General features: G+C 72.0%; 24 protein-coding genes and 1 tRNA gene. 15 read left to right on the top strand and 10 right to left on the bottom strand.

Annotated elements, in window-relative coordinates:
- The first annotated feature begins 8 nt into the window (after positions 1 to 8).
- Both OG852_RS31845 and OG852_RS31840 read left to right on the top strand, forming a co-directional pair.
- Positions 9 to 1,358 carry a vWA domain-containing protein gene (locus OG852_RS31845; RefSeq protein WP_330349766.1) on the top strand — a complete coding sequence of 450 codons (1,350 nt, stop codon included), beginning with the start codon at positions 9 to 11 and terminating at the stop codon, positions 1,356 to 1,358.
- Positions 1,359 to 1,406: 48 nt separating this feature from the next.
- Positions 1,407 to 3,167: an FHA domain-containing protein gene (locus OG852_RS31840; RefSeq protein ID WP_330349765.1), complete on the top strand. Its 1,761-nt coding sequence runs from the start codon at positions 1,407 to 1,409 to the stop codon at positions 3,165 to 3,167.
- Between the two features lie 21 nt (positions 3,168 to 3,188).
- On the opposite strand, the gene OG852_RS31835 is transcribed toward OG852_RS31840, so the two are convergent.
- Positions 3,189 to 4,199, bottom strand: a complete 1,011-nt coding sequence (locus OG852_RS31835; protein WP_133911563.1) for a methyltransferase domain-containing protein — start codon at positions 4,197 to 4,199, stop codon at positions 3,189 to 3,191.
- 412 nt (positions 4,200 to 4,611) lie between these two features.
- On the opposite strand from OG852_RS31835, the gene OG852_RS31830 reads away from it, so the two are divergent.
- Together OG852_RS31830 and OG852_RS31825 are read left to right on the top strand one after the other, a co-directional pair.
- A complete protein-coding gene (locus OG852_RS31830; protein WP_133911562.1) occupies positions 4,612 to 5,016 on the top strand; it encodes a globin in 405 nt (134 codons plus the stop codon).
- 3 nt (positions 5,017 to 5,019) lie between these two features.
- Positions 5,020 to 5,205, top strand: coding sequence for a GntT/GntP/DsdX family permease (locus tag OG852_RS31825; RefSeq protein WP_330349764.1), 186 nt, complete (start codon positions 5,020 to 5,022; stop codon positions 5,203 to 5,205).
- 51 nt (positions 5,206 to 5,256) lie between these two features.
- Here the strand turns inward: OG852_RS31825 and OG852_RS31820 are convergent, their stop codons facing one another.
- From OG852_RS31820 to OG852_RS31785, 8 genes are all read right to left on the bottom strand, one after another.
- Positions 5,257 to 5,937, bottom strand: coding sequence for a hypothetical protein (locus OG852_RS31820; protein ID WP_330349763.1), 681 nt, complete (start codon positions 5,935 to 5,937; stop codon positions 5,257 to 5,259).
- Positions 5,934 to 6,347 (bottom strand): acyl-CoA thioesterase, encoded by a 414-nt coding sequence (locus OG852_RS31815; protein ID WP_133911560.1) that lies wholly within the window; start codon positions 6,345 to 6,347, stop codon positions 5,934 to 5,936. The genes OG852_RS31820 and OG852_RS31815 overlap by 4 nt, the downstream gene beginning before the upstream one ends.
- A gap of 3 nt (positions 6,348 to 6,350) precedes the next feature.
- Complete coding sequence (gene ettA / locus OG852_RS31810) at positions 6,351 to 8,015, bottom strand: energy-dependent translational throttle protein EttA (protein WP_133911559.1); 1,665 nt, start codon at positions 8,013 to 8,015, stop codon at positions 6,351 to 6,353.
- A 207-nt stretch (positions 8,016 to 8,222) separates the two neighbouring features.
- Positions 8,223 to 8,822, bottom strand: a complete 600-nt coding sequence (locus tag OG852_RS31805) for a hypothetical protein (RefSeq protein WP_330349762.1) — start codon at positions 8,820 to 8,822, stop codon at positions 8,223 to 8,225.
- Positions 8,823 to 8,905: 83 nt separating this feature from the next.
- A complete protein-coding gene (locus OG852_RS31800; RefSeq protein ID WP_330349761.1) occupies positions 8,906 to 10,315 on the bottom strand; it encodes a thioester domain-containing protein in 1,410 nt (469 codons plus the stop codon).
- Between the two features lie 294 nt (positions 10,316 to 10,609).
- Positions 10,610 to 11,092 carry a single-stranded DNA-binding protein gene (locus OG852_RS31795; protein WP_330349760.1) on the bottom strand — a complete coding sequence of 161 codons (483 nt, stop codon included), beginning with the start codon at positions 11,090 to 11,092 and terminating at the stop codon, positions 10,610 to 10,612.
- Positions 11,093 to 11,317: 225 nt separating this feature from the next.
- A complete protein-coding gene (locus OG852_RS31790) occupies positions 11,318 to 13,579 on the bottom strand; it encodes a GTPase (RefSeq protein ID WP_330349759.1) in 2,262 nt (753 codons plus the stop codon).
- Positions 13,580 to 13,582: 3 nt separating this feature from the next.
- Entirely contained in the window at positions 13,583 to 15,190 is a 1,608-nt protein-coding gene (locus OG852_RS31785) for a dynamin family protein (protein ID WP_330349758.1), read from the bottom strand.
- Between the two features lie 320 nt (positions 15,191 to 15,510).
- Here OG852_RS31785 and OG852_RS31780 point away from each other — a divergent pair.
- Both OG852_RS31780 and OG852_RS31775 read left to right on the top strand, forming a co-directional pair.
- Positions 15,511 to 15,583: transfer RNA gene (locus OG852_RS31780), tRNA-Arg, on the top strand.
- Between the two features lie 112 nt (positions 15,584 to 15,695).
- Positions 15,696 to 16,667 (top strand): tyrosine-type recombinase/integrase, encoded by a 972-nt coding sequence (locus tag OG852_RS31775; RefSeq protein WP_330349757.1) that lies wholly within the window; start codon positions 15,696 to 15,698, stop codon positions 16,665 to 16,667.
- Positions 16,668 to 17,126: 459 nt separating this feature from the next.
- Here OG852_RS31775 and OG852_RS31770 read toward each other — a convergent pair whose 3' ends face one another.
- Positions 17,127 to 17,501, bottom strand: coding sequence for a hypothetical protein (locus OG852_RS31770; protein WP_330349756.1), 375 nt, complete (start codon positions 17,499 to 17,501; stop codon positions 17,127 to 17,129).
- 250 nt (positions 17,502 to 17,751) lie between these two features.
- Between OG852_RS31770 and OG852_RS31765 the strand changes: the two genes are divergently transcribed.
- The 9 genes from OG852_RS31765 to OG852_RS31725 all read left to right on the top strand — a co-directional run bounded on the left by OG852_RS31765 (position 17,752) and on the right by OG852_RS31725 (position 21,592).
- Positions 17,752 to 18,108, top strand: a complete 357-nt coding sequence (locus OG852_RS31765) for a helix-turn-helix domain-containing protein (protein WP_330349755.1) — start codon at positions 17,752 to 17,754, stop codon at positions 18,106 to 18,108.
- The gene (locus OG852_RS31760) at positions 18,080 to 18,361 is read left to right on the top strand and encodes a hypothetical protein (protein WP_330349754.1); all 282 of its coding nucleotides are present in this window, start codon (positions 18,080 to 18,082) and stop codon (positions 18,359 to 18,361) included. Before OG852_RS31765 ends, OG852_RS31760 begins: the two co-directional genes overlap by 29 nt.
- Positions 18,362 to 18,461: 100 nt before the next feature.
- Positions 18,462 to 18,815 (top strand): hypothetical protein, encoded by a 354-nt coding sequence (locus tag OG852_RS31755; RefSeq protein ID WP_330349753.1) that lies wholly within the window; start codon positions 18,462 to 18,464, stop codon positions 18,813 to 18,815.
- On the top strand, positions 18,812 to 19,168 hold the full coding sequence (locus OG852_RS31750) for a hypothetical protein (RefSeq protein ID WP_330349752.1): 357 nt from the start codon (positions 18,812 to 18,814) through the stop codon (positions 19,166 to 19,168). The genes OG852_RS31755 and OG852_RS31750 overlap by 4 nt, the downstream gene beginning before the upstream one ends.
- 79 nt (positions 19,169 to 19,247) lie before the next feature.
- Positions 19,248 to 19,619, top strand: coding sequence for a hypothetical protein (locus OG852_RS31745; protein ID WP_330349751.1), 372 nt, complete (start codon positions 19,248 to 19,250; stop codon positions 19,617 to 19,619).
- Positions 19,616 to 20,098 carry a hypothetical protein gene (locus OG852_RS31740; RefSeq protein WP_330349750.1) on the top strand — a complete coding sequence of 161 codons (483 nt, stop codon included), beginning with the start codon at positions 19,616 to 19,618 and terminating at the stop codon, positions 20,096 to 20,098. Before OG852_RS31745 ends, OG852_RS31740 begins: the two co-directional genes overlap by 4 nt.
- The gene (locus OG852_RS31735) at positions 20,095 to 20,520 is read left to right on the top strand and encodes a hypothetical protein (protein ID WP_330349749.1); all 426 of its coding nucleotides are present in this window, start codon (positions 20,095 to 20,097) and stop codon (positions 20,518 to 20,520) included. Before OG852_RS31740 ends, OG852_RS31735 begins: the two co-directional genes overlap by 4 nt.
- On the top strand, positions 20,517 to 20,768 hold the full coding sequence (locus OG852_RS31730) for a hypothetical protein (RefSeq protein ID WP_330349748.1): 252 nt from the start codon (positions 20,517 to 20,519) through the stop codon (positions 20,766 to 20,768). Before OG852_RS31735 ends, OG852_RS31730 begins: the two co-directional genes overlap by 4 nt.
- A complete protein-coding gene (locus OG852_RS31725; protein ID WP_330349747.1) occupies positions 20,765 to 21,592 on the top strand; it encodes a hypothetical protein in 828 nt (275 codons plus the stop codon). Before OG852_RS31730 ends, OG852_RS31725 begins: the two co-directional genes overlap by 4 nt.
- Positions 21,593 to 21,595: the final 3 nt, after the last annotated feature.

Raw genomic sequence — 21,595 nt, 5'->3', positions numbered from 1 at the left:
GATCAGGCATGGCCAATTTCTCGAAGTCGAACGTGCCGCAGTTCTCGGTGGACGTCTACCAGAACGAGTACCTGCCGGAAGGCGGCCGTGAGGTCAACGCGATCGTCACGGTGACCGCGACCGGCGGCGGGACCATCGGCACCGCGGTGTCCGCGCCGCATCTGTACGGGCCGGGCCGGGGCCCGTCCGCCGCCGTGGCGATCATGGTGGACTGCTCCGGCTCGATGGACTACCCGCCGGCCAAGATGCGCAACGCGCGCGACGCCACCGCCGCCGCCGTGGACACCCTGCGCGACGGCGTGCACTTCGCGGTGATCGGCGGCACCCATGTGGCCAAGGAGGTGTATCCGGGCGGGGGCCGGCTCGCGGTGGCCGACGCCACCACCCGCGAGCAGGCCAAGCAGGCGCTGCGCCGGCTCAGCGCGGGCGGCGGCACCGCGATCGGCACCTGGCTGCGGCTGGCCGACCGGCTGCTGTCCTCGGCCGAGGTCGGCATCCGGCACGGCATCCTGCTCACCGACGGCCGCAACGAGCACGAGTCGCCGCAGGACCTCAAGGCCGCGCTCGACGACTGCGCGGGCCGGTTCACCTGTGACGCCCGCGGTGTGGGCACCGACTGGGAAGTGAAAGAAGTCACAGGGATCGCCTCCGCCCTGCTCGGCACCGCCGACATCGTCGCCGACCCGACGGGTCTGGCCGCCGACTTCACGCAGATGATGGAGACGGCGATGGGCAAGGAGGTCGCGGACGTCGCGCTGCGGCTGTGGACCCCGGTCGGCACCACCATCAAGTTCGTCAAGCAGGTCGCGCCGACGGTGGAACAGCTCACCGACCGCCGCACCGAGGCGGGCCCGCGCGCGGGCGACTACCCCACCGGTTCCTGGGGCGACGAGTCCCGCGACTACCACGTGTGCGTGGAGGTCCCGGCGGCGAACGTGGGCCAGGAGATGCTGGCCGCACGGGTCTCGCTGGTCGTCCCGCAGGCGGACGGGACGGTCCAGAACCTGGGCGCGCAGGGGCTCGTGCGGGCCGTGTGGACCGACGACATGGCGGCCTCGACCTCGATCAATCCACAGGTCGCGCACTACACGGGTCAGGCCGAACTGGCACAGGTCATCCAGCAGGGGCTGGACCTGCGCAAATCAGGTGATATGGATGGAGCGACGGCCAAACTGGGCCGTGCCGTCCAGCTCGCGAGCGTCTCGGGGAACGCCGATACTGCGAAACTGCTTGCGAAGGTGGTGGACGTGGTCGACGCCACGACAGGTACTGTGCGACTGAAGGCGAAGGTCGCGGAGGCCGACGAGATGACTCTCGAGACCCGGTCCACAAAGACTGTTCGTGTAAAGAAGCAGTGACGTCGGACGACCACGAGGTCACCGAAGGAGAGAGGGGGACGCGCCGACATGCCGACCTGCCCGAACGGACACCAGTCGGGTTCCGACGACTGGTGCGAGGTCTGCGGTCACCGCATGGCCGGTGCCGTGCCTCCGCCCCCGCCGCCCCCGCCCACCGCGGGCGGCTACGGCTTCCCGCCCCCGCAGGGCACCCAGCCCGGCGGGGGGCGGCATCCGTCGTCCGTGCCGAACCACGAGCCGGAGCTCTGCCCGCAGTGCCGTACGCCCCGTGAGGGCGGTGCGCCGTTCTGCGAGGAGTGCCGGTGGAACTTCCTCACCAACACGGCGACCTCGTACACCCCGGCCGCCCCGCGCCCGCCGGCGCCCGGTGGCCCTGGCGGCCCCGGTGGTCCCGGTGGGCGTTTCCAGGGGCCGCCGCCGTCCTTCGGCGGCAGCGACTCCTTCGACTACCAGAGCTCCAGGCCGTCGCAGGTGAACCGGCCCGCCGAGCCGATCCCGCCCTTCGGCGGCGACCCGTCCCGGCCTTCGGGTCCGGGCGGTGCGGCCGGCGGCCCGGGCGCGTTCGGACGGGAGCCGTCGGGTCCGGGTGGGCCCGGGGCCTTCGGTCGCGAGCCCGGAGGCCCGCCGGCCGGCGGACCCGGCGGACCCGGCGGATACGGGAGCGAGCCGGGCGGCCCCGGCGCCTTCGGGCCGCCTGGGCGCACGGCGGGTGGCCCCGACCCCTTCGGGCGTGAGCCGGGGCGCACGGCCGGTGGTCCGGACGCCTTCGGGCGCGAGCCGGGGCGCACGGCCGGTGGTCCCGACGCGTTCGGGCGCGAGCCGGGGCGCACGGCCGGTGGCCCCGACGCGTTCGGGCGCGAGCCCGGCGGCGCGTTCGGGCGTGAGGGCGGCGGTACGGCGGCCGGTGGCCCCGGGGCGTTCGGGCGGGAGCCCGGGCGTACGACGGGTGGCCCCGACCCCTTCGGCCGCGAGCCCTCGGCTGCGCCCTCCGACCCCTTCCGCCGTGATCCCGCGGGTGCGCCCTCCGACCCCTTCCGCCGTGATCCCGCTGGTCCCGGTGGGCCCGGCGGCCCCTCGGGTTTCGGTGCCGACCCCTCGCGTCCCGTCCCGCCGCCGCCCGGTCCGGGTGGTCCCGGCGGGCCCGGTGGGCCGGGCGTGCCGCAGGCCTTCCAGCCGCCCGGCCCCGGTCGTCAGGCGCCCCCGCCCGGCTACCCGCAGGAGACCGGCCGGCCGCAGCCCGGCGGCCCGGCCTTCGGCGGCGCCGACGACGACTGGGTGATCTCCCCGCCGTCCCACTCCGGTCAGGGCCAGGGCCCCGGCGGCCAGGGCGGCGGCTACGGCTACCCGCAGCCCGGTTCCACCCAGGCACCGCCCCCGCCCGGCCCGGCGTTCCCACAGCAGCCGGCGACCTGGACGGCGACCATCGCTCCGGACCGCGCGTACTTCATGGCGATGATGCAGCGCTCGGGCCCGGAGGCCGCGGGGCTCAACCTGCCCGCGTACTCGCCCGAGCAGCAGCGCACGCTCACCGGCAACCAGGTCACCATCGGCCGCCGCCGGCACTCCACCGGCGAGACCCCCGACATAGACCTGTCGGTGCCGCCGGAGGACCCGGGCGTCTCGCACCAGCACGCGGTCCTGGTCCAGCAGCCGGACGGCACCTGGGCGGTCGTCGACCAGAACTCGACGAACGGTACGACGGTCAACAACGGCGAGGAGCCCATCCAGCCGTTCGTGCCGGTGCCGCTCCAGGACGGCGACCGGGTGCACGTGGGCGCCTGGACGACGATCACCATCCGCCGGGGCTGAGAGACGGACCGGGTCCGGGGGCTACGGTTCGACGAGCCGTGCCCCCGACGATCCCGGCAGGGGCCAGGCGTACGGCCCCTCCGGTTCGTCCAGCCACGCCCAGGCGTGCCGGGCGCCGACCGTGACGCCGTAGCGCTGTCGGTCCGGCATTCCCTCGCGCTCCCACAGGGCGTACGCCTCCTGGGGCTCGAGGCTGCCCCGGGTGAGCGACAGCAGGAAGCGGAACAGGTCGCTCTCCCTGGCCCGGTGCGGCACCCCGCCCAGCGCGGCCGGCTCCGGCTCGGGGCGGCTCGCTCCGCGCAGGGGCACGAAGTAGGCGGGGGTGTGCAGGAAGTGCCCCTCGGCCTGCCCGGCGTCCCGTACGGTCAGCGCGACCAGGCCGGTGGCCAGCGGGGTCAGGACGATGGCGCCCGGCCGGCACTGGGCGATCCAGGCGCGCGGGACCGAGGCCAGCCGGCAGGTCGCGATGATCCGGTCGAAGGGGGCGCGCTCGGGCACTCCGCGCGCCCCGTCCCCGGTGACGACGGTCGGGTGGTACCCGGCGGCGGCGAGGTGGCGCCGCGCGGACTCGGTGATCTCCGGGTCCAGATCGACGGTGGTGACATGGTCCTCGCCGAGCCGGTACGCCAGCAGCGCCGCGTTGTAGCCGGTGCCGGCCCCGATCTCCAGCACCCGGTCGCCGGTCTCGACCCGCAGCGCGGCCAGCATCAGCGCCATCAGGGAGGGCTGGCTGCTGGAGGAGAGCAGCTCGCCGTCGCGCATCCGGGTGGCCAGCGGAGTGTCCTCGTAGGCGCCGCGCACCCAGCGCTCACGGGTGCGCGGGTCGGGGCTCTCGCCCCAGCGCCGTTCGAATCCGCCGACGCCGCCGACGTAGTAGTACGGCACGAAGAGGTGGCGCGGGACCGCCCCGAACGCCTCCCGCCAGCCCGGGTCGCCGTCGAAGGCCCCGCTGGCCTCGACGGCGCGCACCATCGCGGCCCGCGCCGAGGCGGCGAGGTCGTCAAGACCGTGGTCGATGCCGAGCCCACCCATGCCTCCACTGTGCGGCGGAACACGGCCGGGGGCGAGCCTGCGGGCGGCCGGGCGGCCAGCGCAAGCCTGCGGGCGGCCGGGCGGCCGGCGCGAGCGGCAGGGCGGCAGGGCGGCAGGGCGGCAGGGCGGCAGGGCGGCAGGGCGGCCAGCGCAAGACTGCGGGCGGCAGGGCGGCCAGCGCAAGACTGCGGGCGGCAGGGCGGCCAGCGCAAGACTGCGGGCGGCAGGGCGGCCAGCGCAAGACTGCGGGCGGCAGGGCGGCCAGCGCAAGACTGCAGGCGGCAGGCGGCAGGCGGCAGGCGGCAGGCGGCAGGCGGCAGGCGGCAGGCGGCAGGGGGCAGGGGGCAGGGGGAGGAAAGCGGCCGGTCCTAAGCCTTCCGTCCTCGGTCCCCCCGTCTGAGACCATGGGGTGGTGAAAGAGATTCGGCGCGGCACGCTTCAGGAGCAGACCTTCTACGAGCAGGTCGGTGGGGAGGAAACCTTCCGCCGACTGGTCCACCGTTTCTACCAGGGCGTGGCCGGGGACCCGCTCCTCAAGCCCATGTACCCCGAGGAGGACCTCGGTCCGGCGGAGGAGCGCCTCGCGCTGTTCCTCATGCAGTACTGGGGCGGCCCCACGACGTACAGCGAGAACCGCGGCCACCCCCGTCTGCGCATGCGGCACGCTCCCTTCGTCGTCGACCGGGCGGCGCACGACGCCTGGCTGAAGCACATGCGGGACGCGGTCGACGAGCTCGGGCTCTCCGAGGAGCACGAGCAGACCCTGTGGAACTACCTGACGTACGCCGCGGCGTCGATGGTGAACGCCGCCGACTGACGGATGGTGATCCTGGTGGCGGGCGCGGGCGGTCTCGCCGTCTCGCACATCAACGACGCCGGCTACTGGATGTTCACCCGGCTGTCCGGGCTGGACGTGGCCTCCGGACTGCGCACCTGGACGGTCCTGACGACCCTGATGGGCTTCATCGGCTTCGGTATGACGGCCGCGCTGTGGCCCCTGGTGTGAGCCGCGGCCCCTGAGAGGAGCTGCGGCCCCCGATGATCGTGGCGCCGGCCGTCAGCGGACGCTGACGTCCAAGGTCCCGAGCGAACCCGCACGCCGTACCGCGATCGAGCCGTACGGCGTGCGCAGGCGCAGCCAGGCTCCGAACGAGAGCAGCGCCAGGTCCCGGGCCCCGGCCGAGGGCCGCAGGAACCCCAGCGACTGGGCCGCGTGCACAGCCCGTACCGGAAGTCCGGTGTCGCCGACCGTCCGGGACCAGATCTCCCGTCCGATGCGGTCGAGTTCGGCGCGGGTACGGTCCTCGGGGGCGAGTTCCCCGGTACGGCCCCGGAACTCGGCGACGGCCGCGCCGACCAGCGCGCGCAGCGCGTCCGGCGCCGGCAGGCCCGTCTCGGTCCGCCATCCGCCGCGCGGCGGCAGGACACCCGCCCACGGCGGCCCGGTGACGGCGGGCGGTACGGCGGCCGTGGCCGCGGTCTCCTCCACCGTCTCCAGCAGCTCCCCCGCGGACACGGTGACGTCCAGGGTGACGTCGAGCCCGTCCTCGTACGGCTTGGCGAGGCGTACGGCACGGATCGCGAGCACCTCGAAGGAGGGCGGCCGGCCGAACACGGCGAGTGCCGTGCCGGCCGCCTGAAGGCGCACCGCGGCTCCACGGTCGTAGTGGAGCAGCCGCGAGAGGAAGGCCGCGAGGTCCGCCGCCTCCCCCTCGTCGGCGAGGTGGAGCACCGTCATGCGGCGACGGCCTCCTCGGCGTCGTCGCGGTACTCGGCGAGGAACTCCCGCTCCTCGGCGGTCAGCCGCCGTGGCCGCTGCGCCTCGAAGTCGAACGGTACGACGACCGTGGCCGCCCTCACGTAGAGGAGGTCGCCGTCCTTCACCTCGTAGGTGATGGTGAAGGAGGCGGCCCGGACCTCGGTGATCCACAGTTCGACGGTCACCGGTGTGGGCCGGTGGACGAGCTGCCGCTTGTAGTCGATCTCGTGGCGCGCCACCACGGACCCCTGCTTGAAGTTCTTCTCAGGGCGGGTCAGGAAGTCGATACGGGCTTCCTCCAGATAGCGGAGGAACACCGTGTTGTTGACGTGGCCGTACGCGTCCATGTCAGACCAGCGCAGGGGGCAGTGATAGATGTGGCGCGCCATCGATCAGCCCCGGGTCAGCTTCTTGTAGGTGGCGCGGTGCGGACGTGCGGCGTCCGCTCCCAGCCGCTCGACCTTGTTCTTCTCGTACGACTCGAAGTTCCCCTCGAACCAGAACCACTTCGACTCACCCTCGTAGGCGAGGATGTGGGTCGCCACCCGGTCGAGGAACCACCGGTCGTGGGAGACGACCACGGCGCAGCCGGGGAACTCCAGCAGCGCGTTCTCCAGGCTGCTGAGGGTCTCGACGTCCAGGTCGTTGGTCGGCTCGTCGAGGAGCAGCAGGTTGCCGCCCTGCTTGAGGGTGAGCGCGAGGTTCAGACGGTTGCGCTCGCCGCCGGAGAGGACGCCGGCCGGCTTCTGCTGGTCGGGGCCCTTGAAGCCGAAGGCGGAGACGTACGCGCGGCTCGGCATCTCGACCTGGCCCACGTTGATGTAGTCCAGCTCGTCGGAGACGACCGCCCACAGGGTCTTCTTCGGGTCGATGTTCTCGCGGCTCTGGTCGACGTACGAGATCTTGACGGTCTCGCCGACCTTGATGTCACCGGAGTCCGGGGTCTCGAGGCCCTGGATCATCTTGAAGAGGGTGGTCTTGCCGGCGCCGTTCGGGCCGATCACGCCGACGATGCCGTTGCGCGGCAGCGTGAAGGAGAGGTCGTCGATCAGGACCTTCTCACCGAAGGCCTTGTTCAGCTTGCTGACCTCGACGACGACGTTGCCCAGCCGCGGGCCCGGCGGGATCTGGATCTCCTCGAAGTCCAGCTTCCGCATCTTCTCGGCCTCGGCGGCCATCTCCTCGTAGCGGGCGAGGCGTGCCTTGGACTTGGCCTGACGCCCCTTGGCGTTGGACCGCACCCACTCCAGCTCTTCCTTGAGCCGCTTCTGCCGCTTGGCGTCCTTCTGACCCTCGACCTTGAGACGGGTGGCCTTGGTCTCCAGGTACGTGGAGTAGTTGCCCTCGTACGGGTAGGCGCGCCCGCGGTCGAGCTCCAGGATCCACTCGGCCACGTTGTCGAGGAAGTACCGGTCGTGGGTGATGGCCACGACGGTCCCCGCGTACTTGGCGAGGTGCTGCTCGAGCCAGTTCACGGACTCGGCGTCGAGGTGGTTGGTGGGCTCGTCGAGGAGCAGCAGGTCGGGGGCCTCGAGCAGCAGCTTGCACAGCGCCACACGCCGCTTCTCACCACCGGAGAGGTTGACGACGGGCCAGTCGCCGGGCGGGCAGCCGAGCGCGTCCATGGCCTGCTCGAGCTGAGCGTCGAGGTCCCAGGCGTTGGCGTGGTCGAGGTCCTCCTGCAGCTTGCCCATCTCGTCGAGCAGCGCGTCGGAGTAGTCGGTCGCCATCAGCTCGGCGATCTCGTTGAACCGGTCGAGCTTGCCCTTGATCTCGGCGACACCCTCCTGGACGTTCTCCAGGACGGTCTTGTCCTCGTTGAGGGTGGGCTCCTGCATCAGGATGCCGACGCTGTATCCGGGCGAGAGGAAGGCGTCGCCGTTGGACGGCTGCTCGATCCCCGCCATGATCTTCAGAACGGTCGACTTACCGGCACCGTTCGGGCCGACCACACCGATCTTCGCGCCGGGCAGGAAGTTCAGCGAGACGTCGTCAAGGATGACCTTGTCGCCGTGTGCCTTGCGCGTCTTGCGCATGGTGTAGATGTACTCAGCCAAGAGAAACCGTCCGGCAGCTTGAAATCTGGCAGTGGGCAGATACACCCCATCTTGCCGGACGGCTACCCCTCGGGGGAAACCCGTTCGTCCGGACCCCTCTGAGCTGGGGGTTCGTGGTTGACGGCGGTGGGCGGCCGGGGGACACGCGGCTCGGGCGGTCGCAGCGGCCCACGTTTTCCGGACTGGCGTCCCTGATCCGCGGGGCTGTCAGCAGGCGATGGCGGTCGCTCCGCCGTCGAGGATCGGGTCGGTTGCCGTGCCGTCGACGCGGAGGACGCCGGCGGTGCGGTCCCAGATCAGTTCGTAGTCGCCCGCGGCGACGGGGCGGTGGCCGTCGTCGGTCGTCCAGGAGCCCGCGCTGCCGAGGGCCAGGCCGGTGCGGCCCACCGCGTAGGCCTCGCCGGCGCCGGCCATGAGGAAGGACGTCTCCCGCACCACGGCCGTACAGCCGCCCGGCCCCGCAGGGTGCAGCACCTGGTAGCGGGCGCTCCAGAGCAGGTCGCTCAGCGCTCCCCCGACGATGCCGAGCACCGCCGCGCCGATCAGCAGGCGCTTGCCCAGGCGGGTCCCCTTGGCCCACTTGCGCGGGAGTCCCGCGGTGCCCGCCCGGGTGAGGGCCCGGCACAGAAGGAGCGCCACGACGAGGAGAGTCGCGCTCACGCCCCAGCCGGGGACCACCCGCCCCCGTACGACCAGCAGGAGACCGCTCCAGCTCGCCACGGCGACGAGCGCCAGACTCCCGGTGCCGGCTGCCGCGGCGAGGGCCGACGACCACCCCGCGCTGCTCTGTGTACGTCCCTCGGTCACGGCGGTTAGGACGGTAAGCCCGCGACGAGGGTTGCGCGGAGAGGTCTGTCGCCCCGTTGCGTGAGTGGTCCCTCAGCGGTTCCTCAGCCGTTCTCCTTGCGGCCCACCAGCAGCAGGGCCGCTCCGCCGATCACCACCAGGCCGATGGCCGTGCCCGCGATGATCGGGGTGGCGCTGGAGCCGCCCGTCTCGGCGAGGTCGGTGTCGGTGGCGGTGGTGCCGCCGACGGTGGCCGGGCTGGGGTCGCTGAGGGTCTGCGTGGTCAGGTTCGAGGTCTCCGCGGTCTGGGTCTGGCAGTCCAGCAGGCCGGTGAAGCGGGTCTCGGCGCCCTGGAGGCCGGTGATCGTGAAGTCGTAGGGCTGGTCCTCCTGCAGCGGGATGGTCACCGTCCGGGACGTGCCCGCCGGGATACTGTGCCCGGCGCCCATCAGTTCGAAGGTGAAGGCCTCGTCGCCCTGGTTGGCCACGGTGATGTCCACGCCACCCCTGGCGCAGTTCTTCGCCGCCGACAGGGCCGGTACGGCACCCTGCTCCGCCCAGGTCGCGCTCGCCGTCGCCGACACGGTCGACTCACTGGAGCCGGCCAGGATCTGCGTCTGGCTGCGGCTCTCCGAGGTGAAGGCGCGGCCGACGGGGATGGTCGTGGACGCCTGCACCGTCAGTTCGGCGGAGCCGGGCCCGGCGTCGGCGGGGACGTCGAAGAACAGCTCGCTGCCGTCCCGCGCGGTGGTGACCGGCTCACCGTCCTTGCCGACGATCCGCACCCCGGTGGTCCCGGCGTCCAGCGGCGGCGTCACCGTCACCGCGCTCGCGTCGGTGTGCACCGTCACCGGTCCGATCCGCTCGCCGGGGTGACCGGAGACGGCCGGCGCGTCGAGCGTCAGGGACGCCGCCGGCTCGGTCACGTCACGGGCGGCCTTGTGCAGGTAGTCCGCTAGCTGCTCGGCCTGCGGGTCGACGGCGTCGACGTCCGCGTCGTCCGAGGAGCGCCAGATCGCCACCTGGGTGCCGGCCGCCGCGTCCTGTTCGGTGAGGCCGCCGGTGATCCCGGCCTTCGCCGCCAGCGAGGCAAGGTCGTTGACCTGCGGGTAGGAGTTCTGCAGGATCCAGCGGATCCGGCCCGCGTCGTCGTTGGCGTCCAGCGAGGTGCCGCTCCACGGCGTCTCGTGGTACTTGGCGTCCCGCTGGGTGGGGTTGTGCAGGTCGACGCAGTAGGTCTGCAGGGTGCCGCCGCCGTCGACGGACATCTCGAACAGGCCCGCCGAGATCTCCTGGTCCCCGCTGTCGTCGTGGAGCACGGCGGCGCCGTACGTCTTGAGGCCGCCCATGGTGGCGGTTGCTCCGCCCTGGGTCTGCGGGGCCTCATCGGCGGCGGCCGGGCCCGCGGAGGCGATCAGGCCGGCGGCGGCGACGAGTCCGCAGACCAGCGTCGACGCGGCGAGGCGGGCGGCACCCCGCCGACGCGCGGACGGCGCGGTGAACGAAGAAATCAACGCATTTCCCCTTCGAGCAGGACTCGTTGACGCGGGCGTACGGTCCCGCCGGCGGAATCAGGAGCCCCCTGAGCCACGATCGGCATCCTAGAGACGCCCGCGCACCCGGTTTCCCGGTCCTGTCGTCGGTTGGACGATCCGACTCGGAATCGTTATCCCCAAGATCGTCAACAGCCGGGCCGTGACCAGGGCTTATCGGCAAATCCGCCGGGCAAGCCGGATGGATCGGATGGATAGGATGGATCCGCCGATAAGCCGCCCACCGGTCAGGTCAGGACACGACACGATCCGACGTCACGTCACCGCTACCGGCTCACGCGGCGGTTGGGGCTCCGGCTCGGCCGAGTCAGCCGCCGGGACGGGGGTCGCCCAGTCGGGCTCTGGCTGCGCGGGCGCGCCCAAGGTGACCGGCTCGGGCCTGGTCGAGCGCCGGAACGCCGAGGTGCCGCGCGCGATGTCGTGGCCGATCGACACCGCGTCGATGTCGGCCGAGGTCCAGTTCTGCTGCCCCTCCCGGGTCTCCGTGCGCACCTTGAGCCGGCCCTGCACGATCACCGGCTCGCCGACGTTCAGCGAGGCCGCCGCGTTGACGGCCAGCTGCCGATTGGCCCACACCGTGAAGAAGTTGGTGTGCCCGTCGGTCCAGATGCCCTTCTCCCGGTCCCAGTAGCGCGAGGTCACCGCCAGCCTGAACCTCGCCGACGGTCCCGCCGCCAGCTCCCGGTAGACCGGCTGCGTCGCCACGTTTCCCACCGCGCACACGATCGTCTCGTTCATCGTCGGACTCCTTCCGGACACGCGTACGGGCTCGTCCCGTACGGCTGCGGTCGCCGCGCCGACCGCCTCCCTCGCGATCGCCGCAGAGCCAGACTGCCTCCGCCGGTCCGGGCCCGCCGGGCCCTGGGGACCACCGCCCGCCTGTGGACAACTCCGCCACCCGGACGAGTGAGCCCCGTGATCCACCGGTGGACCACTCCCCCACCCGGCCCACCCTGCTCCGCGTCAGCGCACCCCCGCCCCCACCACCTTCCCGTACTGCTCCCGTACCTCCCGGTACCGCAGCAGCTCCGCCGCCAGGGGATCCAGGACCCGGGCCCGGCCGCAGCCGGCGGCGGCCTCCCGCAGACGGCGTTCGGCGTCCTGCCCGTACCGTCGGGCCGGTCCCCTGGCCGCCATGCGGCAGCTCCACTCCACGAGCGGTCCGCCGACGATCCCGGACACCATCAGCAGCACCGGCACGCCCAGGTTCGGGTCCATGACCCCGACGATCTGCCCCACCAGCCAGAGCCCGCCGACGACCTGAAGGAGTGTCATGGCCGCCTGCGCCAGCACGGCCACCGGCCACCAGCCCGGCCGCGGGGGCCGCCCCGGCGGCAGTCCGGCCCGTGCGGCCAGCTCGTCCAGCGCCTCCGGCAGCCCCTGGGAGCCCCGTACGGCGGCCTCGCGCACCGCTTGCGCCCAGGGCGCGGGGAGCCCGCCGGAGGCCCGTTCGGACACCGTGCGCACCGCCTGTTCGACGCGCTGACGGGCCGTGGCCTCCTCGTCGGCCTGGGTACGGGCCGGGAACCGGCCGGTGAACGGGTCCACCTCGCCCTGGCACCACCGCCACAACCGCAGCCACGGCGTCCCGCACGCGCGGCCCGCGTTGCGCAGCCAGGCGCGTTCGGCGGCCTCGCCCGCAGCGGTGGCGCCCACCGCGTCCGCGAGCCGGTCGGCGAACTCCTCCCGCGCCTCCTCGCTGAGCCCGGTGCGCTGCCCGGTGACGTAGACCGGCCGCAGCCCGGCCGCGGCGGCGTCCACGTCGGCCGAGACCCGACGGCCCGCCGCGCCGCGCTCCTTGACGAACTGCCCGAGCAGCTCGCGCAGTTCACCGACCCCGTCCCCGGTGAGCGCGGACATCGCGAGGACGGTGGCGCCCGGTTCGCCGTACTCGCCGAGGGCGATGCCGTCCTCGTCGAGGAGCCGGCGCAGATCGTCGAGGACCAGTTCGGCGGCCTCGCCGGGCAGCCGGTCGACCTGGTTGAGGACGATGAACATCACCTCGGCGTGGCCCGCCAGGGGCCGCAGATACCGCTCGTGGAGCACGGCGTCGGCGTACTTCTCGGGGTCCACGACCCAGACGACCGCGTCGACGAGTTTCAGGATGCGGTCGACCTGTTCGCGGTGCTGTACGGCCGCCGAGTCGTGGTCGGGCAGGTCGATCAGGACGAGTCCGCGCAGCTGTTCCTCGGCCTCCGGGCTCTGCACCGGCCGTCGGCGCAGCCGGCCCGGGATGCCGAGGCGGTCGATGAGGCTCGCGGCGCCGTCGCTCCAACTGCACGCGATGGGCGCGGCGGTCGTCGGACGCCGTACGCCGGTCTCCGAGATGGGCACGCCGGCGAGGGTGTTGAACAACTGCGACTTGCCGCTGCCGGTGGCGCCCGCGAGGGCGACGACGGTGTGCTGCCCGGAGAGCTTGCGCCGCGCCGCCGCCTCGTCGAGCACCCGGCCGGCCTCGGCGAGCGTCCTGTTGTCGAGGCGGGTGCGGGACAGGCCCACGAGTTCGCGCAGCGCGTCGAGGCGGGAGCTCAGGGGTCCGCCGTAGACGGGCCGGGCGGCGGCCGGCGCGCCGGCGCCACCGGTCCGTACCTCCACCACGGCGGCCTGCTCACCGGCCGAATCCTCGTTCACCCGGCGTGCGATGAGCCCGTCGTCCCACACACCGACCGCTTCACCGAGCGGATCGGCACCGACGTCGACGACGTCCGCGCGGGCTTCGGTACGGCGTTCCGCGCGGTTTTCCATACGGCTCGCCGGACGGCGTTCCGCGCGGTTTTCCGGACGGCGGTCGGCGCGGTTTTCCGTACGGCGGTCCGCGCGGACCTCAGCAGGGCGCTCCACACGTGCCTCCGTACGGGTCTCCGTACGGTTCTCCGTACGAGCTTCCGTACGGCGTTCCGCGCGGGCTTCGGTACGGGCTTCCGCACGCCGTTCCGTACGGGCCGGGGCCTCCGCACGGTGGCCGGCGCGGGCTTCCGAACGCCGTTCCGCGCGGCCCGTCACGCGCGCGTGGCCGGCCGCAGCGTCCTTCGCCTTCTCCGCTCCAGTCCCTCCGGTCGCTTCCGTCCCTCCCGCCGCTCCGACCACTTCCTTCCCGTCCTTCATCGTCGGGCGCGTGCTCTCCGCGCCGCCGCCGATTCCCTCACGCGCCGTGTTGACTGTGTTGTTCGAGTGATCGGTGTGATCGGTGTGATCCGTGTGGTCCTCGTCCGTGACGGCGGTCACCGGTCACCTCTCCTTCTGCAGTACGGACAGCGCGGCGATGAGTTCGGCCTGGGGCTCGGCGTGGACGTCGAGTCCGTCGAGGGGGGCGAGGCGGCGCTCGCGTTCGGTGTGCAGGACGCGGTCGAGGTGTTCGGTGAGCAGCCGTCCGCCGCGGTCGCGCAGGCGCAGCGCGCCGTGGGCGCCGAGCCGTTCGGCGAGGCCCTCGCCGGCGGTGCGGGCCCGGCGGCCGCCGAGCAGGGCGGTGGCGACGAGGGCGGCGACCGCCTCGGGGTCGGGTGCGGCTCCGCGTTCCAGGGCGCGCACTTCGTCCTCGGCGTACTCCTCGAGCTCGCGCCGCCACCGTCGTACGGCCATCCCGATGCGGTGCTCGGCGTGTTCCGGGGTGGACTCGGCGTCGGTCAGGGTCGGTGCGGCGGAGGCGGGTTCGCGGCGCCAGGCCTCGTCGACGCGTTCGTCGGCGGCGGTGACGGCGCACAGCAGGAGGGCGGCCAGGCTCCCCGAGAGGGCGTCGAGGAGTTCGCCCGCGGTGCAGTCCAGGGGGAAGGCCCGCCAGCGCTTGAGGGCGTCCCCGGCGAGGACGGCGCCGTTCTGCAGCCGGCCCCGCACGCGCGCGTACTCGCTGTCGTACGCCTTCTCGACCGCCGTGGTGAGCCGCAGGGCGGCCGCGTACTGTGCGGCGGCGGCACCGGCGAGCTCGGGCATCCGGGACTTGAGGGAGTCGAGGACGCCGTGCGCGGTGCGGGCGAGGGCGTGGTGGCGGGCGCCGGGGTCCTGGGCGTGGTGGACGAGCCAGGTCCGCAGCGGGGCCACGGCGGTCGCCGGGAGCAGGCCGCCGCCCCAGGCGGACTCGGGGAGTTCGGGGACGGTGAAGCGGGGCACGTCGCCGAGGCCGGCCTTGGTGAGCAGGGCGCCGTACTGCCGGGACACCTCGGCGACGACCTGGTGGGGCACGCGGTCCAGGACGGTGACGAGGGTGACGTCGTACTCCTTGGCGGTGCGCAGCAGATGCCAGGGGACGGCGTCGGCGTAGCGGGCGGCCGTGGTGACCATCACCCAGATGTCGGCGGCGCAGAGCAGTTCGGCGGCGAGGACGCGGTTGTCGGCGATGAGGGAGTCGACGTCGGGGGCGTCGAGGAGGGCGAGGCCGGGCGGGAGGCTCTCGGCGGTCTCGATGCGCAGGACGCGCCGGCCGTCCTCGCCGGGCGGCAACAGGTCGTCGGTGGGCTCCTGGTGGGGTACCCACACGCGGGTGAGGCCGGGCAGGACGCGCATACCGCTGAACCAGTGATGGTCCTCCGGATGGCAGACCAGCACCGGGGTCCGGGTCGTCGGCCGCAGCACGCCCGCCTCGCTGACGCGCCGTCCCACGAGGGAGTTGACGAGGGTCGACTTGCCCGCGCCGGTGGAGCCGCCCACGACGGCCAGCAGTGGGGCTTCGGGCTGTCTGAGACGGGGCACCAAATAGTCGTCGAGCTGGGCGAGCAGTTCGTCGCGGTTGGCACGCGCGCGTGGCGCCCCCGCCAGGGGCAGCGGGAAGCGTGCGGCGGCGACACGGTCGCGCAGGGCGGAGAGTGCGTCGAGCAGCTGAGGCCGTACGTCCAAGGTCACCACATGCGAAGAATGCCCAATTTTAGGGGATTTATGAAGCATATAGGCATGTCTGCGCGCCGATAGGACACAAGGGACGGAGGGGACGACTGGGACACAGGCACAGCCCAGGCATAACGAGTGCACAACACCCGGGTCGCGAGACGCCAAAAGCGATGCACGATTCGCACCTGCCTGCGATTATCAGGACCGCTTCACCGAACCTCCACATTGAGCCACGGAGGCGAAGCAACCAGGACAAGGAACCGGGAGCCCTATCCTTGTCCCCGGCAACGTCACGGATCGCCCCACACCCGGGCACCACGTACGAGGCCACCCCACCGGCCCCCGTAGCTCAGTGGATAGAGCAGGCGCCTTCTAAGCGCTTGGCCGCAGGTTCGAGTCCTGCCGGGGGCGCAAACACCCTCTGACCAGCGGAAACGCTGGTCTTCTTTGTTTTCCGATCCGTGCACATCGCTAATAGGCCAAGCGCCTTGACTGCCCACGATCGTGGGCATAAAAGTGGAGCATGGCAGATGAGCGGTACAACATCGGGCCCATGGCTGCCTCATGGCTGCGCGCCCTCAAGTCCGAGAACAAGAGCGACAACACGCTGCGAATCTACGGAAACGCGGTTAAACAGTTCGCCCGGTTCCTGCTCGACCAGGACGACGGCTATCAGCCGGTCGACGGCGAGGACGGCACGCCCGGCCGGCCCGCGCCGACCGACCTCGACGAGGTGCACCGCGAGCACGTGCAGGCGTACATCGCCGCCACGATCAAGCGAACGTCCGCCTCGAACGCGAACCAACACTTCCGCGCGTTGAAAACATTTTTCAACTGGCTGGAGAACGAGGAAGAGATCACGCGCACGCCCATGCGCACGATGAAACCGCCGACGGTCACCGAGACCGAGGTGCCCGTCATCTCCGAGGCCGACCTCGTGAAGCTGTTCAAGACGTGCAAGGGCAAGACGTACGCCGACCGGCGGGACACGGCGATCCTGATGCTGTTCCTCGACACGGGTGTGCGGCTGTCCGAACTGACCGAGCGTCGGGTCGGCGACCTCGACCTCGACCTCATGGTGCTGCGCGTCCTCGGCAAGATGGACAAGTGGCGGTCGGTGCCGTTCGGCCGGGCTACGGCGACCGCTCTCGACCGGTACATGCGGGCGGCCGCGAAGCACAAGGGCAAGCCGCTCGACGAGGACATGTGGCTGTGGTGGGCAGATCGCGGGAAGGGGCATCGCCTCACCGTCTGGGGCGTGGGGAAGATGCTCAAGCGGCGGTGCGCCGAGGCAGGTATCGACCCGATCCACCCGCATCAGTTCCGGCACACGTTCGCACACATGTGGAAGGTGCACGGGGGGAACGAGGACGACCTCATGCGCATCACGGGTTGGTCGTCGCGACAGATGCTGTCGCGGTACGCGGCATCCGCCGGCGCAGAGCGAGCCCGAGCAGCGCATGCCCGGCTCAGCCCGGCCGACCGGATCGCCTGAACAACGACTGCGCCCCGGTGCCCGGCTCGTCGGCGAGCCGGATGCCGGGGCGTACGTGTGCAGTCCGGTGGGGGGTTACGGGACTCGCTGCACGGTGAAATTCCCGACGAGCTGCGGCAAGCGCAGGCACAGAAGCGCGAGCGCCGCAGCCTCGTCCATCTGCTGGGGATCATGAGCGAGCCGGACGTAGCTCCCGAAATCGCGGTACATCATGGGCGTACCGCTGTCGAGTTCCGCTCGCTCCACTCGCACCTCTGTCAACGCTGACCCCCTGTTCCCGCCGTCCGATTCAAGGCAGCAAGAATCGAACCGGCGTTCGACACGCGCGAGGTGTGATCACTCTACGACGAGGTGCGCCGTAAACACAGTGCGTATCACCAGCAACAGGCGGTGATCTGGTGACCCGAAAGTCGCAGGCTAAACACAGCTTCCCCCCACGTCACCCGATCGAGTGAGCGCTTACTGTTCGGCGTCCCATCGGTCTGCTACGGCCTGCGCCTTTTCGGTTGATTCGCCCTCGGCGTCGATGGTGCGAATCAGCCGGGCCGGCGCTCCCGTCGACAGTTCGTCGTCGGTGTACCCGATCACCTGCAGGTGCGCGGCGGCCGCGACGATCTCGCGGTCGAGCCCGAGGCCGACCGCGACAGCGCCGACGAGCTGCGGCGTGACGTCATACCCCTGGCCGCCGATGATCTTCGCGACGAGGCTCTTACCCGGCGACCATTGGGTGTCCGGGTCCACGGCGACAGCGGCGAACTCTCGTGTGGACATGCGCCGCCCTGCGCCGACATGCGCCTTCACGAGTTCCGTGAGCGCGTTCCGCTGCTGTGGCATCCCTCCGCCTCTCCAGGCTCACCGGTCCACGCCCAAAACCGGGCGAATGTACGAATTCGCAGGTCAGGGCGTACAACCTTTTTGGTCTGGTCGACATTGTCCACGATCGCGGGCAGCTATGGGGCCTCGGGGGGCATGCTCGGCTGATTCTTAACGCCCGCATAAGCTGCCCACGATCGTGGACACCGCTAGAACGATGTGCTCTACTGGCGTTGTCCACGATCGTGGGCAGCAAAGCGGAGGCGCATTCATGACTCATGCCCGGCTCTGTCTGACCGACAGGAACGTGCTGCGCGGACTGATGACCTGGGCGCCGGCCGGCGGCTCGCTGGATATCCGGAAGCTCGCCGACGCCGTCGGCGTCTCTAAGAGCAAGATCGGCGCGCTGCTGTCGGGTGAACGACCTTCGGTCACGGAGGACGTTGCCGAGCGCATATGCGAGGTTCTCGACGTCCGTCGGGACGCTCTTTTTTACGACCCACTGCCCACGCCCATGGGCGTGGGCAGTCATTCCGAGGAAGGGGCACGACGACATGAACACGAGCGAGCGATCGCAGCAGATGAGGTTCGCGGCTCACATGAGTTGGGCGAACACGCCCGACCGTAAGGCCCGGACCGCCGCCGCCCGACGGGCGAGCCACCACACGCGGTTCCTCGCTAAGGCGCGCGAGCTGCACCCGAACGCGAGCGAGGCGGAGATCGCGAACGTCGCCGAGTCGCTGCGCAGCGCCCACTACAGCGCGCTTGCGCTCAAGTCGGCGGCCGCCCGCCGGGCGAAGCGCGAGGTAGCGCAGGCGGCGAAGAAGCGCGCGACGCAGCAGCAGATCGCGCAGTACCGGCCCGGCGCGGCCGCCGCCTGACATCCCCCGGACGCGAGTCGGGGCCGACCCGGACCGGCATCCGGAACGACCCCTGTCGGCTCGCGCCCCACTCAACTACGCAGAAAGCGAGGCACGTGCCTTGAGCGCACAGCCTATCCCCCTCCGTAGGACGCCCGCCCCGAGGATCGACGCGCAACTCGCGGCGGTCGAGGCGGCGATCGACTATCTGACTCTGCCGACCGTGCGGCCGCCGCTCACCCGCGAGGACGGCGTGCACGTCGTCGTCGCCGACGGCGAGCAGTTCGCCGCATGGGTGTTCGCCCTCGGCGGCGACGTGAACCGCGCCCCCGCCCTCGACGGGGCGTCGCTGTGGACGCTGCGCACCGAGACGCCGCAGCGCGCCGACGGCTCGACCGTCCGGATCCGGGTGCACGTCGCCCTCGTGCACGACGAGTTCGTGCCCGCCGAGTTCCGAGGGGCGGTCTCGGCATGACCCCCGACAGGACCGCACCGAGCCCGGCCGCCGTCGCGCTGCTCGCGCAGTGCCGTGCCGCCCGGCAGGTCGCCGACACCGTACGCGCGCAGTCCGACGGCATGCCCGGTCGGCCCGACGTGTCGGCGGCGGGCGGCGAGGTGACGTTCGTGGTGCACCCGAAGTCGCTCGCCGACTGGCGGCAGTGGACGCACGCGCTCGGCGTCGGTAACGCCCGCGCTACCTCGACCGGAGTGTCGATGGTCGTGCGCTGCACCTTCGGCGGCGTCCGTGCCCGCCTCGTCGGCGTCGGCGTGCCCGCCCTGTACGGCCAGATGCACGCCGAGACCGGCCGAACGGCGGTCCGCCCGTGATCGACAACCTGATCGCCGCCGTGATCATCGCGCTCGCCGCGATCGCTCTGCTGCTCGCCTCGTCTGCCGGGGGTTCCCGATGACCAATCCCGCCGTGCCCGTTGACGGGCCGTACCGCATCACCGTCGAGCCGATCCCGACGGGCGTGACGCTGGACGTCGAGCCGTTCGTGCAGCGGGTCGTGACCGATGTGATCGAGAAGCTGCTCACGGACGCGTTCGCCGACCGGCTCACCGCCCTGTACGACATGCAGGCGCGTGACCCTCACCTGATCGAGCGGCCGCAAGATCTGCCGTTCGAGGGGCTCGTCGACGACGTCACCGCCGTTGTCCGCACCCGGCTGCCGGTCTACGGGCTGCAGGCGCTGCGCCTCGCGGGCCGGATCGAGCAGCTCGCGACGCCCGCGATCTCGGCGCTGCAGTCCGCCCCCGAGGGGAGTGCGGCCGCATGAGGGTCACGCATCGCGACGAGTGGCGCGTGACTGCCACCGTCAAGCCGCGACGCCCCGCCGATCTCGGGCTCACGGGCCTCGACGAACTCGCCGAGTTCGTCGCGGTCGGCGCACCGATCACGGTCGCCGTTCTGCCTCGCCGCCTCGGGCGTCTCGGGTGGGTGTCCATGGGTGACCGCCTCGCGAGCCGCGACGTCGAGGGCGACTACCGCCGCCGCTGCGAGGCGATCGCCGGCGAACTGCGGCGCTTCCCGCACGTCGACGAGGTGCACGTCGCCTGCACCGAGACGCATTTCTGCTCGTACTGCGGGTGCGGTTGGGAGGAACTCACCGCCGCGCAGGCGGCGAACCCGCGCGAGCAGCTCGACGAGCACAGCGTCGAGGGCGAACCCGTGTGCTGCGACAAAGCCGTCTACGAGTTCCGGATCGCGCGCGGAATCGAGCCGCTCGCCGACGGCCGGGGCGGGGAGGACGCATGAGCGCCCGCGACGTGATCGAGCACGCGCTGCGCGTCTACTACGCCGACAGCCGCAACCCGAGTGCAACGGTCGGCCGACTGCTCGCGCAGTACGACGCCGAGCAGCGCCCGGCGAACGAGACGCTCGTCAAGGCACGCGAGGCGGCCGCCGACATGTTCGAGGTCGAGGCCGGCGAGCGCCGTCCGATGTGGCGGGTGATCTACACCGACAGCGAGTCGCCGACCGGTGTCGCGCTGGTCTGCACCGCCGACGGCGTCGACGACGTGCATCACCTGATCGACGACGGGCCCGACGGACCCGTTCGCGACGAGCAGGGCGTTTACGACTGCTGCCCCGACACGCAGTTCGAGACGTACTCGACTGCCCTCGCCGCGTACCTCGTTGAGCTGCTCAACGCCGACACCGAAGACGGTGCGGCATGAACGCCCGCGCCGAGGTGCTGGCCGCACTCATGCGAGCCGGTTACGGGGCACCGGTGGCCGAGCGGCTGCTCGACCAGGTCGAGCGCGACGCCCTCGCTCGTGGGAAGGACACCCGCGGTTCGCAGCCGCACAAGGGCGAGTCCACTCACCGGCACGGGCTGCCCTGCGAGTACCCCGAGGCTCTGCCGTGCCGCTGCGCCGTCCGCCCGGCCGACCTGCAGTGGCCATGGGCGGGTGATCTGCGGTGACCGACCCGAAGTGGGCGCGAGACACCGAGCGGGGTCGGTACTACGACGACCCCGCCGGGGGACCGCCCCTGATCAGCATCACGAACGCCCTGTCGAGCATCGCGAAACCGGCGCTTGTGCCGTGGGCCGCCGGCCTCACGGCCGACGCCGTCATCGCCGACCCGATCGTGACCGCTCGCCGGGCGCGCACCGAGCCGACCGCGCTGCGGCGTGAACTCGTCGCCGTCGCAAGGGAGTACAGCGAGCGGGCGGCCGACCTCGGCACGCGCGTTCACCTGCGGGCCGTCGCGCTCGTGCTGAACACCCCGCACCCGTACGACCCCGAGGTCGAGCCGTACGCCGTGCAGCTCGCTGCTTTCTTCCGGCTGTGGCGGGTCGACTTCGACCGCGACGTCGAGGCCGTCGAGACGACCGTGATGCACCGCAGGCGCGGCTACGCCGGCACGGGTGATCTGTGGGTGTGGCTGCCGACAGGACGGTTCCGGCGGCGGCAGCTCTGGCTCGTCGACTACAAGACGAGCGCGAAGAAACCGGCCAGCACGGTGTACGACGAGCAGCCGCTGCAGCTCGCTGCCCTGCGGCACGCGCCCGAGTGGCTGCTGCCCGACGACAGCAGCGAGCCCGCGCCGCGCGTGCACCGCACGGCGCTGCTCAACCTGCGGCCGCGCAGTCACCGGCTGATCGAGGTTCCGTCCGGCCGGCGGCAGTTCCGCGCGTTCCTCGGCGCCCTCGAAACGACCCGCTACCTGCACGACGCGCCCGCCTCGTACCCGGCGGTCGTGCCGCCGTGGGCGCCGGGCGCATCCGACCGAAAGGCAGCGTGACCC

Origin of the sequence: Streptomyces sp. NBC_00582 (assembly GCF_036345155.1) — a bacterium.
Lineage (GTDB): Bacteria > Actinomycetota > Actinomycetes > Streptomycetales > Streptomycetaceae > Streptomyces.
The sequence above is the reverse complement of the archived record's forward strand: the minus strand, read 5'-3'. Positions and strand labels throughout refer to the sequence as shown.